We start from the raw sequence: 12,680 nt of genomic DNA on the forward strand, positions 1-12,680 counted from the left end.
GCTACGGGAACGGAGACGGACCGATGCGTCAGCGCGCATTCATCACCCTTCTGCTCGGCGCCAGCATGCTCAGTGTGCCGGCCATGGCACAGACCCTGCGCATCGCGCTCGCCTCCGAGCCGACCGCCGTCGATCCGCATTATCACGACCTCACCCCCAACAACGCGCTCGCCCAGCACATCTTCGACAATCTCGTGCGGCAGGACGAGAAGCAGGCGCTGCAGCCGGGCCTCGCCACCTCCTGGGAGAACGACGGCAAGAACCGCTGGACCTTCAAGCTGCGCCAGGGCGCCAAGTTCACCAACGGCCAGCCCTTCGGCGCACAGGACGTGGTCTTCACCTTCTGCCGCACGCTGAAGAACGAGACCAAGGTCTCCGATTCCTTCGCCGACATCACCGGCAATTTCGCCAAGGTCGAGACACCGGACGCCGGCACGCTGATCATCGAGACCAAGGAGCCGGAGCCGCTGCTGCCGAACTTGCTCTCGGGCCTGCCGATCCTCTCCGCCTCGATCGTCCAGCATGGCGAGATCAAGTACGACATCGCCAGCAACTGCGGCGTCACCGGCCCCTGGCCGGCGGTCAACAACTTCAACGACGGTTCGATGGCGATCGGCACCGGACCGTACAAGCTGAAGTCCTATGTGCGGGGCTCGGCGATCGAGCTCGAGCGCAACCCCGATCATTGGGGCGGCCAGCAGCCTTGGGCAACTGTGCGCCTGCTGCCGGTGACCAATGCCGGCCCGCGCCTCGCCGGCCTGCTCGCCGGCGACTACGACGTGATCGAGAACCCGGCGGCGCGCGACCTCGGCCGGATCAAGAGCGACAAGCGTTTCGGCTCGGTCATCACGCCCTCGACCCGGGTGGTCTATTTCCAGCTCGACGTCGCCCGCGACGAGAGCCCCTTCGTCAAGGCGCCCGACGGCAAGAACCCGCTCAAGGATGTGCGCGTGCGCAAGGCGATGTCGCTCGCCATCGACCGCGAGGCTATCGTCAAGCGCATCATGGATAGCGCGGCTGAGCCGGCCTATCAGTACCTGCCGACCGGCATGTTCGGCACATTGGCGAACCCGCCCAAGCTCGCCTATGACCCGGCCGCGGCCAAGAAGCTGCTGGCAGAGGCCGGCTATCCCAACGGCTTCCAGCTGACGCTGTCCTCGACCAATGACCGCTACATCAACGACAGCCAGATCACCCAGGCGGTCGCGCAGTACCTGACCCAGATCGGCATCAAGACCGAGGTCGACGCGATGACGCGCGCGATCTACTTCCCGCGCCGCGCCAAGAAGGAATTCAGCGTCGCGCTCGGCGGCTGGGGCTCGGCAACCGGCGAGGCCGCCTCCTTCCTGCGCCAGTGGCCGCCGACCCCGAACGAGGCCAAGACCCTCGGCGGCTCGAACTATGGCGGCTACAAGAACGACGAGTTCGACAAGGTGATCCGCGCCGCGGTTTCGACGCTCGACGACAAGAAGCGCGCCGAACTGCTGCAGCAGGCGATGACGCTCGTCCTCGCCGACGGTGCCTTTATCCCTCTGCACTTCGAAAGCGGCATCTGGGCCTTCAAGTCGGAGCTTTCAGTCGCCGGCCGCGCCGACCAGTTCATGCTCGCCATGTCGGTGAAGCCGGCGAAGTAAGCCAGCTGTCATCTATTCGAGGGTCGGCGCATGACCGCCTATGTCCTGCAGCGGCTGATCCAGAGCGTGCTCGTGCTGCTCGCGGTCTCGGTCGTGGTCTTCTTCGCCGTCTACGGCATCGGCGACCCGATCGAGCTCCTGGTCTCGCCGCAGGTCAGCGAGGCCGAGCGGCAGGCGCTGATCCGGCGGCTCGGGCTCGACCTGCCGGTCTGGCAGCAATACCTGACCTTCATGGCCAATGCACTGAAGGGTGATCTCGGCCGTTCCTTCGTGCACGGCGTCCCGGCGTTGCAGCTGATCCTGCAGCGCCTGCCGGCGACCTTCGAACTGGTGCTGCTGGCGATGATGCTGGCGCTCGCCGCCGGCATCCCGCTCGGGCTGATGGCGGGGCTCAACCCCGACAGCCGGCGCGCCCGCATCGTCATGGCCAGCACCGTGCTCGGCTTTTCGCTGCCGAGCTTCTGGAAGGGCATGATGCTGATCCTGCTCTTCGCCGTCTGGCTCGGCTGGCTGCCGACCGCAGGGCGCGGCGAGACGGTCTCGTTCCTCGGCATCCAGACCAGCCTTTTGACCTTGGACGGGCTGCAGCACATCGCCCTGCCCGCACTCAATCTCGCGATCCCCAATCTCGCGCTTATCGTGCGCCTCGTCGCCGCCGGCACCACCGAGACGATGACGCTGGACTATGTGAAATACGCCCGCGCCAAGGGTGTCCGCCCCAGGCGCATCGTCAACCGGCACATCCTGCGCAACATCCTGATCCCGGTCGTCACCGTGGTCGGCGTCGAGTTCGGCAGCCTCGTCGCCTTCTCGACCATCACCGAGACCGTTTTCGCCTGGCCTGGCATGGGCAAGCTGCTGATCGACTCGGTCTACCAGCTCGACCGGCCGGTGGTCGTCGCTTACGTCCTGCTGGCGACGCTGCTCTTCGTCACCGTCAACTTCCTGGTCGACGTGCTCTATGCCGCCCTCGACCCGCGGGTGAAGCTGGCCGGAGAGCAGGCATGAGCCTCGACACTCCCCGCCTCGCCGGCCCCATCAAGGCCGATACGCCCTTGCGCGAAAAGGTGCTGCGCCATCTGCGCAACCGCCCGACCACGCGCGGCGCCGCGATCCTGCTCGGCATCATGGTGGCGCTCGCTCTGCTGGCGCCGTTCATTACGCCGCAGAACCCTCATGACCTCGGCTCGCTCAGCGTGATGGACAACCGCCTGGCGCCGGGCGAGCAAGGCATGAGCGGCTTCACCTTCTGGCTCGGCAGCGACGCGCAGGGCCGCGACATGCTGAGCGCCATCCTCTACGGCCTGCGCACCAGTCTGCTGGTCGGCCTCGCCTCGACCATCGGCGCACTCTCGATTGGCATCCTTGCCGGGCTCGCCGCGGCACAGTTCGGCGGCGTTGTCGACGCCATCATCATGCGCGTCGTCGATTTCATGCTCGGCTTCCCCTCGATCCTGGTCGCGCTGGTGCTGCTCGCCTCGATCGGGCGCGGCGTCGACAAGGTCATCCTCGCCATCGTGCTGGTGCAATGGGCGCAGTACGCAAGGCTGATGCGGGCGGCCGCGCTGGTCGAAAGGCGCAAGGAATATATCGAGGCGGCCGTGAATTTCGGCCTGCCGACCCGCCACATCATGCTGGCGCATCTACTGCCGAACTCGGTCGGCGCCGTGCTCGTCGTCGCCAGCATCAGCATCGCCTCGGCGATCACGCTGGAGGCGACGCTCTCCTTCCTCGGCGTCGGCGTGCCGGTGACGCAGCCCTCGCTCGGCCTGCTGATCGCCAACGGCTTCGAGTTCCTGCTCTCCGGCGAATACTGGATCGCCGTCTTCCCCGGCATCGCGCTCGTGCTCCTGATCATGTCGCTCAACCTCGTCGGCGATCGCCTGCGCCGCAGCTTCAACGTGCGCGCATGAGCGACGCTCCTCTCCTTTCCGTGCACGGGCTCAAGACCGTGTTCCATGCGCAGGACGGCGCCTGGCCGGCGGTCGACGGCGTCGATTTCAGCGTCGCCAAGGGCGAGGTGCTCGGCCTCGTCGGCGAGTCCGGCTCGGGAAAGTCGGTGACCGGCTTCTCGCTGGTGCAATTGATCGATCCGCCGGGCGAGGTCGTCGCGGGCGAAGTGCTGTTCGACGGCGACGATCTGCGCGCCGCCTCGCAGGAGCGCCTGCGCCAATTGCGCGGCGACCGGATCGCGATGATCTTCCAGGATCCGCTGATGACGCTGAACCCGGTGCTCAGCATCGGCGAGCAGATGAGCGAGGCGATCCTCGAGCATCGCGCCTGCAGCCGGCAAGAAGCGCTCGACAAAGCCGCCAAGGCACTGGCGCGGGTCGGCATCTCCTCGCCGGAAGCGCGCCTGAAGCAGTTCCCGCACGAGTTCTCCGGCGGCATGCGCCAGCGCGTCGCGATCGCGACCGCGCTGCTGAACGATCCCGATTTGATCATCGCAGACGAGCCGACCACGGCGCTCGACGTCACCATCCAGGCGCAGATCCTCTACGAGGTGCAGAAGCTTTCGCGCGAGAGCGGCGCCGCCGTGATCTGGATCACCCATGATCTCGCCGTGGTCGCCGAACTCGCCGACCGGGTGGCGGTGATGTATGCCGGCCGCATCGTCGAGATCGGCGAGGTCGAGACCGTGCTCGACCGGCCGCGCCATCCCTATACGCTCGGCCTGCTCAACTCCTCGGCGACGATGGTCGAGCCCGGCGAGCGCCTGCACCAGATCGACGGCATGGCACCGCGCATCGACTCGCGTCCCTCCGGCTGCCCGTTCCGGCCACGCTGCGAGCGGGCGCTGCCGGTCTGCGCCGACAGCGATCCGCAGCCGCAGGCCCATGACGGCCGGACCTTGCGCTGCCACAACCCCGTGCCCGATCAGGTGGCCGCATGAGCGAGACCCTGTTCGAGCTGCGCGGCGTCCGCAAATATTTCCGCGGCAAGGCCAATATGGCCGAGCGCATCCTGACCGCGATCGGCCGGCATGCGCCGCCCTCGACCCTGAGGGCGGTCGACGGCGTCGATCTCAGCGTCCGCAAGGGCGAGGTGCTCGGCCTCGTCGGCGAATCCGGCTGCGGGAAGTCGACTTTGGCGCGGATCGCGACCGGCATCCTGCCGCCGACCGAGGGTGAGGTCTTCTACAAGGGGCGCTCGGCCGCAGCGCTGAAGGGCAAGGACCGGCTCGATTATCTGCTGAAGGTGCAGATGATCTTCCAGGACCCCTATGCCTCGCTCGATCCGCGCATGCGGGTGAGCCGCATCGTCGGCGAGGCGCTCGCGGTCCACAAGCTCGTGCCGAAGGCAGAAATCGACGGCGCGGTCGACCGGGCGCTGTCCGAGGTCGGGCTCGACCTCGCCTATCGCGAGCGCTACCCGCACCAGTTCTCCGGCGGCCAGCGCCAGCGCATCGGCATCGCCCGGGCGCTCGCGGTGAAGCCGGATTTCCTGGTCTGCGACGAGCCGGTCTCGGCGCTCGATGTCTCGATCCAGGCGCAGGTGATCAACCTGTTCATGGATGTGCGCGAGCGGCACGGGCTGACCTATCTCTTCGTCAGCCATGATCTCGGCCTCGTCCGCCATATCAGCGACCGCGTCGCGATCATGTATCTCGGCCGCATCGTCGAGATCGGCAGCGCCACCGCGATCTTCGCCGAGCCGGCGCATCCCTATAGCGCCGCTTTGATCAAGGCGATCCCCTCGGCGGCACGGCGCAAGAGCAGCTTCCAGCCGCTCAAGGGCGAATTGCCCTCGCCGCTGGCCCCGCCCTCGGGCTGCCCCTTCCACCCGCGCTGCGAGCACGCCATGGCGGTCTGCCGCGAGGTCCGTCCGGACCTTACGGAGATCGCGCCCGGCCGCAGCGCCGCCTGCCACCTGCATACGACTGCGAAGGCCGCATGAGCACGACGCTTACTCTCGATCCGCCGCAGGGCCGCAGCACCCTGCCCTTCATCGACGCTCGCCATCCGCAGCGGCCGCTGGAGATCAACTTCTATCGACCGGCGCGGCATCGCCCCGAGGACGAAGTGGTCTTCGTCCAGCACGGCATGCTGCGCAATGGCGACGACTATCGCGACTTCTGGATCGACGCGGCCGAGAAGCACAATCTGCTGATCGTCGCGCCGACCTTCGGCAATGAGCACTTCCCCAAGGCCGAAGGCTACAATAACGGCCTCGTCGTCGGCGAGGACGGCGCGATCGCGGCTCAGGACGACTGGCTCTATGCCGTGCCGGCCCGCGTGCTGGCGGCTTTGCGCAAGGCAGGCGTCACCACGCGCGACAAGGTCAAGCTGTTCGGCCATTCCGCCGGCGGCCAGTTCGTGCACCGCCTGCTGGCGACGCAGAGCGAAACACCCTTTGAGACCGCCTTCGCCGCCAATTCCGGCTGGTACACGCTGCCGACGTCGGAGCGGCGTTTCCCGGAAGGGCTCGGCGACCTCGGCCTCGGCGAGGCGGAACTGGCGCGCTGGCTCGCCTGGCCGATGGTGATCTTCGCCGGCGACCAGGACATCGTGACCAGCGATCCCAACCTGCCGGCACAGGCTGAGGCGCTCGCGCAGGGGCCGATGCGCTATGCCCGCGCGCATTTCATGCTCGACTTCGCCAAGGCGGAGGCAGCCAAACGCGGCCTGCCCTGCAACTGGTCACTGATCACCGTGCCCGGCATCGGCCATGACGGCGCGGCGATGTCGCGCGCCGCCGCAGCGTGGTGGTTCGAGGGCCGCATCCCGTCGGCGGAGGAACTGCGGAGTGAAGCCGCTCACGTTGCCTGAAGCAGAGCCGTGAAGAGGTTCACAAATTAGAATTACTATACTATAAATCCATCGACATAGATCGCGAACCGCAATCGTCGCAAGCATCCAGCAGTAGACACTTTCTCGCTTTTCGCTAGAACGACGGCATCGACCTTCAACAACCAGCCGCCGCTTCAGTCCCTATCGAAACGCGACACCATGATCCAATCCAGCACGTCCCTCTCCGCCGCGCTCCTCACCTTCGCGCTGTTGGTGTCGCCAGCGCTTGCCCAGCGCGAGCCGCAAGCGACCGAGCAAATGGAGGAGGCTGAATCACAGGCTGAACCGGCACCGCGTGCACCAGCCGCTCGCCCCGCTCCCGCGACACGCCCGGCACCAGCGGCCCGGCCAGCGACAGCGAATCCGCCGGCTCGCCCGGCGAGTCCGCCAGCCCGCCCCGCCACTGCCCAGGCTCCGGCCGCAGCGCCGACTGTAAGCCAGCCGGCCGGCCAGACCGCGCGACTGCCGAACGGCGCCTCGGCGGTGAACGAGGTCTATGGCGACTGGACGGTCGATTGCCGCATCAATGACGGCCAGAAGCTGTGCGTGCTGACGCAATCGCAGGGCGACAGCCGCACCAATCAGCGCGTCTTCGCGATCGAACTGCGCCCCCCGAAGGATGGCCGCGCCGAGGGCACGATCCTGATGCCGTTCTGGCTCAAGCTCGAGAACGGCGCAGTGCTCAAGCTCGACGACAGGGACCTCGGCCAGGGCCTGCGCTTCTCGACCTGCACGCCCTCGGGCTGCCTGCTACCGATCTCCTTCCCGACCGTCGCGACCGACGCAATGAAGGGCGGCAAGACGCTGACCGCGGCGGCGCTCAACCTGTCCAACAATGACATCGTCTCGTTCAATATCACGCTGATCGGCTTCGGCCCGGCGCTCGACCGGCTGGTTCAACTGGCAAACTGACAAACAAGCTGTCGCGGCGCTACGCGCCGCGACAGCAAAGAGAGTGCCAGGGCCTGACTCGGCTATCGCCCCGAGCCGTTGGTGCAGTTCATGAACGCCATATGTGCGGGCGTGCCGACCCTGGCCGTCCGCCAGACCTTGCGGCCAGGGCGACCGGGATCATCGATCACTCGCCCGCCATTGTTGAGTGCGCAATTGCAGGAGCGTTGATCCCTCATGCCCCGGCACTCAGGATGAGCGCCGCCGCCTTGTGCCGAGACCGGCCCGGTCGAACCAAGAGCGATCAACGCGGCACCACCGAGCAGTACAGCAAAACGCATAGCAAATTCCCCAAGCCGCAGCTCAGGGTTGCACGGCTCGGAGGCCCGCGTCCACGGCTTTCATGAGCCGCGCTTCGAAAGCGCGGCCCTCGCTTCAGTAGCTCGGTAGCGGCGCCTTAGAGCTTCGCGCGCGGGTCGTGCTTCGCGAGACGGCCAAGCAGGTAGTCGACCTCGGCCTTAGCCGCCGCGGTTAGGCCCGGCCCCGGCTTGCGCTGCGCATCGCTCGCCAGGACGCCGCGCTTCATCATCACATATTTGCGCACGGCGAGGCCGACGCCCTGCTGCTGCTCATAGCGCAGCAGCGGCAGATGCGCGTCGAAGATGTCGTGCGCATCGTCGCGGCGGCCGGCCTTGCTGGCCTTGACCACGTCGATCAGCAGTTCCGGGAAGGCATAGCCGGTATTGGCGCCGTCGACGCCGCGCTCCATCTCGAAATCGAGGAAGAGCCCGCCATTGCCGGTGAGGATGGCAACGCGCCGCAGCGTCCCTTCCGCCTCGAACTTGCGCAGCGTCGAGATCTTCTCGAGGCCCGGCCAGTCTTCATGCTTCAGCATCACGCAGGACGGATTGTCCTGGATGATCTTGCGGATCACCGCCGGGGTCATCACCACCGAGAGCGTCAGCGGGTAATCCTGGATGACGAAGGGGATGTCGGCGCCGATCGCCTCGACGGCCTGGGCGTAATAGCCGGTGATCTGATCGTCGGTGCGCAGATTGGTCGGCGGGGCAATCATCACGCCACCGGCACCGAGATCCATCACCTGCCGCGCCAGCGAGCGCATCGCCGCAAAGCCAGGCGCCGAGACGCCGACGATGATCGGCTTGCCGCCCATCTTCGCCACAGCGCGCTTGACCAGGCCGATCGATTCCTCCGGCTCGAGCTTGGGCGCCTCCCCCATGATGCCGAGCACGGTGACGCCGTCAGAGCCGATGCCGTGATAGAAGTCGAACAGCCGGTCGGCCGAGGTCCAGTCGACGCTGCCATCCGGATTGAACGGCGTCGGCGCGATCGGGAAGACGCCGGAGGCTTCGGTGGTCAGACGCATGGTACTCTCCTTGGGCCGGCCAGTCAGACGATCTTTGTACGGACGGTGCCGACGCCGGCGATCAAGCCTTCGAGCAGATCGCCCTTGACGACGGCGGCGACGCCTTCAGGGGTACCGGTCATGATCAGGTCGCCGGGCGCCAGCGTGACGAAGCCGGAGAGGTACGAGATCGTCTCCGGCACGTTCCAGATCATCTTGGCGAGGTCGGAGCTCTGGCGAGCCTTGCCGTTGACCTTGAGCTCGATCAACCCCTTGTCCGGATGGCCAGCCTTGGCGGCCGGCACGAGCTCGCCGATCGGCGCGGACGAGTCGAAGCCCTTGCCCATGTCCCAGGGCTTGCCGGCCTTCTTGGCGGCGCCCTGCAGGTCGCGGCGGGTCATGTCGAAGCCGGCGGCATAGCCGAAGACATGGGAGAGCGCGTCGGCCTCGGCGATGTCCTTGCCGCCCTTCCCGATCGCGACCACGAGCTCCATCTCATGGTGCAGATCGGCGGTCTTCGGCGGGTAGGGCATGTCGGCGCCGTCGGTCAGCACGGCATCGGACGGCTTGGTGAAGAAGAACGGCTCCTCGCGATCGGGATCGCCGCCCATCTCGCGGGTGTGCTCGGCGTAGTTGCGGCCAACGCAAAAGATGCGGCGCACCGGGAAGAGCCCACCACCGGCCACCGGAATCGCGGCGACCTTCGGCTGATCGATGACATAGCTGGACATGGGCACGCCCCGTTCGAGAAATTCGGGAGCGTTCATGCGGGAGCGCGCCCGCCGGGGCAAGTGCCCGGCATGCGATGACGGGCCTGCGCTCCTCGCAATGAAGCCTACGACGCCTTCGGCAGGTCCGGCACCTTGTAGGCCGTCGTCGCCTTGATCCGCTCCATGGCGAAGCGCGAGGTGACGTTCTTGAGCGGGATCGTCTCGATCAGCTTCTTGTAGAAGGTGTCATAGGCGGCCATGTCGGCGACGACGACGCGCAGCATGTAGTCGACATCGCCGGCCATGCGGTAGAACTCGATCACCTCCGGCATCGCCGCGACGCTCTGGGCGAACTTCTCCAGCCAGGGACCGGAGTGATCGGCCGTCTCGATCTGGACGAAGACGGTGAGGCCGAGCCCGATCTTCTCGGGTGCTACCAACGCGACGCGCTTGATGATCACCCCGGTCTGCTCGAGGCGCTGGATGCGCTTCCAGCACGGCGTCTGCGACAGCCCAACCCGATCGGCGAGCTCCGCGATCGAGATGTTGGAATCTGCCTGCAGCACGGTCAGAATCTTGCGGTCGATGGCGTCCATCTCTCGATCCATGGTGAGAGAGAAAAAACCCTTTGCTATTCCGTAGCAATGGAGAATTTTCTTCTTTTTGAAGGGCAATGCTTGTCTTTAGATAGAAAATCCTTTTATCAGACGTCAATAGGCTAGATATCACACGCCATCTGGGGAATTAGATCATGGACCGCCGCCAGTTCCTGCTCGCCGGCTCGTCGCTCGCCGCAGCGCTGCCCTTTGCCGGCGCGCTGGCCCAGGAGGCAGTGCCCGCCCGCATCGGCTACATCCCGATCATCGGCACCGCTCCGATCTTCGTCGCCAATGGCGAGGGCTGGCTGAAGCAGGCCGGCATCGCGCCTGCCTTCACCGTGTTCGAATCCGGCCCGAACATGATCCAGGCGCTCGCCTCGGGCACGATCGACCTCTATGTCGCCGGCGTCGCCCCGCTCGCGGTCGCCCGCTCCCGGGGCGTCGACATCCGCGTCGTCGCCTCGACCGCGACCGGCGAGAACGTCTTCGTCGCCGCCCCGGCCCTGGCGAAGTTCTTCACCACCGGAACGAGCGCGGCCGCCGCCTTCAAGGCGCACAAGGCCGCGACCGGCAAGCCGGCGCGCCTCGCCACCCAGCCGGCCGGCTCGGTGCCCAACACCGTGCTGCAATACTGGCTCTGGGAGGTCGCCAAGGCCGACAAGGGCGATGTCGAGATCGTGCCGATGGGCATCGACGCGACGCAGCAGGCCGTGCTCGCCGGCGCCGTCGAGGGCGCGATCGTGCGCGAGCCGGCCCTCACCATCATCCAGACCCGCAACCCCGGCATCAAGCTGATCGCCGGCGGCGAGGACGTCTTCCCCGGCCAGCCCGGCACGGTCGTCGCCGTCTCCGGCGCCTTCGCCACCAAGAACGCCGCCGCCGTGCAGGGCCTGGTCTCCGGCCTGATCAAGGCCGCCGATGTGCTGATCAAGACGCCGGCCAAGGCAGCGCCCCATGTCGGCGCCGCGCTCGGCAAGGGCATCGTCGACCCCGCGCTGATCGAGAAGGCGCTGGTCTCGCCGGCCACCCGCTTCGAGATCGACCCGCGCAAGATCATCGAGCCGGCCCGCGCCATGCAGGCCTATCAGGTCAAGCTCGGCTCGCTCGAGAAGGAACTTCCGTTCGACGGCCTGTTCGAGACGCAGTATTACGAGCGCGCGATCAAGGGCTGACGGGGCTAAAGACTTGCGTTCACTGCGGGCTCCGGCCCTCGCCCTGACGGGCCTCGTCGCCTTCCTTCTGCTCTGGGAGGCGATCCCCTATTTCGGCCTGGTCAATCCGGCCTTCCTGCCGGGCCCGAGCGCCCTGCCCAGCGCCTTCCTGCGCGAGGTGAAGTCCGGCGCCTGGCTCTCGGCGATCATGGGCTCGCTCGGCCATTATTTCATCGGCCTCTTCACCGGCGCCGGCCTCGGCATCGCGCTCGGCGTCTTCACCGGCATGTCCCGGATCGCCGAGGAGACAACGGCCTGGGTGGTCAGGCTGCTCCGGCCGATCCCCGGCCTCGCCTGGGTGCCGTTCGCGATCATCTGGTTCGGCGTCAACCCGCAGGCCGCGGTGTTCATCATCGCGATCGGCGTGTTCTGGATCGTCTTCTTCGCGGCGCAGGGCGCGATCCGCGGCGTCGACCGCGACCTGATCGAGGTCGCCGACGCCTTCGGTTTCCGCTCGCCGCTCCAGCGCCTGACCAAGATCCTGCTGCCGGCGGCGATGCCCGGCATTTTGGTCGGCGTGCGCACGGCACTCGGTCAGGCCTGGATGGCGGTGGTCGCGGCCGAGATCTTCGGCGTCGCCGGCGTCGGCCAGCGCATGATGCAGGCCTCCAGCCTGCTCGCGACCGACCTCGTGGTGATCTACATGCTGACCATGGCAGCGCTCTACGGCCTGCTCGACACGTTGTTCGTCGCCTTTCAGGGATGGGTGCTGCGTTGGAAAGCGTGATCGACATCAAGGAGCTGTCGCTCACCTTCACCCGCGACGGCGAAGCGACAGAGGTGCTGCACAAGCTGAACCTCTCCGTCGCCCACGGCGAGTTCCTCGCCATTGTCGGTCCGTCCGGCGTCGGCAAGTCGACCCTGCTGCGCGTCATCGCCGGCCTCGCCCGGCCGAGCGGCGGCGAGGTCGTAATCAACGCCCAGGACGATACCCGCCGGCCAGTCGCGCTGGTCTTCCAGGACTCGCGATTGCTGCCCTGGCGCAAGGTGATCGCCAATGTCGGCTTCGGCCTCGAAGGCCAGACGCCGCGGGCCGAACGCTTGGCTAAGGCGCAGGAGATGCTCGATCTCGTCGATCTCGGCCATCTCGCCCAGCGCTGGCCGCACCAGCTTTCCGGCGGCCAGCGTCAGCGTGTCTCGCTGGCCCGCGCGCTCGCGGTCGAGCCCGAGATCCTCCTGATGGACGAGCCGTTCTCGGCGCTCGATGCGCTGACGCGCGAGACCTTGCAGGACGAGCTGATCGAGGTCCGCCGCCGCACCGGCAAGACGGTGCTGTTCGTCACCCACGACATCGACGAGGCCGCTTATCTCGCCGACCGGGTCGTGGTGCTCTCGGGCGCGCCCGGCCAGATCATTGCCGAACACAAGATCTCCGCCGCCCACCCGCGCCGGCGCGGCGCAGAGGCGGAAGCGGAGATCGTGCGGGCGGTGCGGGTCGACCTCGGCGCCGACATCGTCAGCGACGGCGCCGCGATCTAA

The 12,680-nt window shown here is 67.0% G+C and carries 13 protein-coding genes; 10 read left to right on the forward strand and 3 right to left on the reverse strand.

Features of this window, described 5'->3' with window-relative positions:
* Positions 1 to 23: 23 nt before the first annotated feature.
* The 7 genes from AC07O0_RS27320 to AC07O0_RS27350 all read left to right on the forward strand — a co-directional run bounded on the left by AC07O0_RS27320 (position 24) and on the right by AC07O0_RS27350 (position 7,336).
* Positions 24 to 1,634 carry an ABC transporter substrate-binding protein gene (locus tag AC07O0_RS27320; protein ID WP_494627529.1) on the forward strand — a complete coding sequence of 537 codons (1,611 nt, stop codon included), beginning with the start codon at positions 24 to 26 and terminating at the stop codon, positions 1,632 to 1,634.
* Positions 1,635 to 1,664: 30 nt separating this feature from the next.
* Positions 1,665 to 2,642, forward strand: a complete 978-nt coding sequence (locus AC07O0_RS27325; protein WP_494627531.1) for an ABC transporter permease — start codon at positions 1,665 to 1,667, stop codon at positions 2,640 to 2,642.
* Entirely contained in the window at positions 2,639 to 3,547 is a 909-nt protein-coding gene (locus AC07O0_RS27330; RefSeq protein WP_494627533.1) for an ABC transporter permease, read from the forward strand. Before AC07O0_RS27325 ends, AC07O0_RS27330 begins: the two co-directional genes overlap by 4 nt.
* The gene (locus tag AC07O0_RS27335; protein WP_494627535.1) at positions 3,544 to 4,527 is read left to right on the forward strand and encodes an ABC transporter ATP-binding protein; all 984 of its coding nucleotides are present in this window, start codon (positions 3,544 to 3,546) and stop codon (positions 4,525 to 4,527) included. The genes AC07O0_RS27330 and AC07O0_RS27335 overlap by 4 nt, the downstream gene beginning before the upstream one ends.
* Positions 4,524 to 5,531 (forward strand): ABC transporter ATP-binding protein, encoded by a 1,008-nt coding sequence (locus tag AC07O0_RS27340; protein ID WP_494627537.1) that lies wholly within the window; start codon positions 4,524 to 4,526, stop codon positions 5,529 to 5,531. The genes AC07O0_RS27335 and AC07O0_RS27340 overlap by 4 nt, the downstream gene beginning before the upstream one ends.
* On the forward strand, positions 5,528 to 6,403 hold the full coding sequence (locus tag AC07O0_RS27345) for an alpha/beta hydrolase family protein (protein ID WP_494627538.1): 876 nt from the start codon (positions 5,528 to 5,530) through the stop codon (positions 6,401 to 6,403). The genes AC07O0_RS27340 and AC07O0_RS27345 overlap by 4 nt, the downstream gene beginning before the upstream one ends.
* 504 nt (positions 6,404 to 6,907) lie before the next feature.
* Positions 6,908 to 7,336 carry an invasion associated locus B family protein gene (locus AC07O0_RS27350; protein WP_494627540.1) on the forward strand — a complete coding sequence of 143 codons (429 nt, stop codon included), beginning with the start codon at positions 6,908 to 6,910 and terminating at the stop codon, positions 7,334 to 7,336.
* A gap of 436 nt (positions 7,337 to 7,772) precedes the next feature.
* Here AC07O0_RS27350 and AC07O0_RS27355 read toward each other — a convergent pair whose 3' ends face one another.
* From AC07O0_RS27355 to AC07O0_RS27365, 3 genes are all read right to left on the reverse strand, one after another.
* Positions 7,773 to 8,702 carry a dihydrodipicolinate synthase family protein gene (locus AC07O0_RS27355; RefSeq protein ID WP_494627542.1) on the reverse strand — a complete coding sequence of 310 codons (930 nt, stop codon included), beginning with the start codon at positions 8,700 to 8,702 and terminating at the stop codon, positions 7,773 to 7,775.
* Positions 8,703 to 8,725: 23 nt separating this feature from the next.
* Positions 8,726 to 9,412, reverse strand: a complete 687-nt coding sequence (locus AC07O0_RS27360; protein WP_494627543.1) for a fumarylacetoacetate hydrolase family protein — start codon at positions 9,410 to 9,412, stop codon at positions 8,726 to 8,728.
* A gap of 104 nt (positions 9,413 to 9,516) precedes the next feature.
* Positions 9,517 to 9,987, reverse strand: a complete 471-nt coding sequence (locus AC07O0_RS27365; RefSeq protein ID WP_164547550.1) for an Lrp/AsnC family transcriptional regulator — start codon at positions 9,985 to 9,987, stop codon at positions 9,517 to 9,519.
* A 155-nt stretch (positions 9,988 to 10,142) separates the two neighbouring features.
* Here AC07O0_RS27365 and AC07O0_RS27370 point away from each other — a divergent pair, with 155 nt between their 5' ends.
* From AC07O0_RS27370 to AC07O0_RS27380, 3 genes are read left to right on the forward strand one after another with little or no spacing between them, the layout of a single operon-like run.
* Positions 10,143 to 11,162: an ABC transporter substrate-binding protein gene (locus AC07O0_RS27370; RefSeq protein WP_494627546.1), complete on the forward strand. Its 1,020-nt coding sequence runs from the start codon at positions 10,143 to 10,145 to the stop codon at positions 11,160 to 11,162.
* Positions 11,163 to 11,175: 13 nt separating this feature from the next.
* Positions 11,176 to 11,928 carry an ABC transporter permease gene (locus AC07O0_RS27375; protein WP_494627548.1) on the forward strand — a complete coding sequence of 251 codons (753 nt, stop codon included), beginning with the start codon at positions 11,176 to 11,178 and terminating at the stop codon, positions 11,926 to 11,928.
* The gene (locus AC07O0_RS27380) at positions 11,904 to 12,680 is read left to right on the forward strand and encodes an ABC transporter ATP-binding protein (protein ID WP_494627549.1); all 777 of its coding nucleotides are present in this window, start codon (positions 11,904 to 11,906) and stop codon (positions 12,678 to 12,680) included. Before AC07O0_RS27375 ends, AC07O0_RS27380 begins: the two co-directional genes overlap by 25 nt.

This window comes from Allobosea sp. GW821-FHT10B12 (genome assembly GCF_059415545.1).

Bases quoted from the DNA above. Each gene is read 5' to 3' on its own strand.
- AC07O0_RS27320 (WP_494627529.1), top strand. From the start codon at position 24: ATGCGTCAGCGCGCATTCATCACCCTTCTGCTCGGCGCCAGCATGCTC.
- AC07O0_RS27325 (WP_494627531.1), top strand. From the start codon at position 1,665: ATGACCGCCTATGTCCTGCAGCGGCTGATCCAGAGCGTGCTCGTGCTG.
- AC07O0_RS27330 (WP_494627533.1), top strand. From the start codon at position 2,639: ATGAGCCTCGACACTCCCCGCCTCGCCGGCCCCATCAAGGCCGATACG.
- AC07O0_RS27335 (WP_494627535.1), top strand. From the start codon at position 3,544: ATGAGCGACGCTCCTCTCCTTTCCGTGCACGGGCTCAAGACCGTGTTC.
- AC07O0_RS27340 (WP_494627537.1), top strand. From the start codon at position 4,524: ATGAGCGAGACCCTGTTCGAGCTGCGCGGCGTCCGCAAATATTTCCGC.
- AC07O0_RS27345 (WP_494627538.1), top strand. From the start codon at position 5,528: ATGAGCACGACGCTTACTCTCGATCCGCCGCAGGGCCGCAGCACCCTG.
- AC07O0_RS27355 (WP_494627542.1), bottom strand. From the start codon at position 8,702: ATGCGTCTGACCACCGAAGCCTCCGGCGTCTTCCCGATCGCGCCGACG.
- AC07O0_RS27360 (WP_494627543.1), bottom strand. From the start codon at position 9,412: ATGTCCAGCTATGTCATCGATCAGCCGAAGGTCGCCGCGATTCCGGTG.
- AC07O0_RS27365 (WP_164547550.1), bottom strand. From the start codon at position 9,987: ATGGACGCCATCGACCGCAAGATTCTGACCGTGCTGCAGGCAGATTCC.
- AC07O0_RS27370 (WP_494627546.1), top strand. From the start codon at position 10,143: ATGGACCGCCGCCAGTTCCTGCTCGCCGGCTCGTCGCTCGCCGCAGCG.
- AC07O0_RS27380 (WP_494627549.1), top strand. From the start codon at position 11,904: ATGGGTGCTGCGTTGGAAAGCGTGATCGACATCAAGGAGCTGTCGCTC.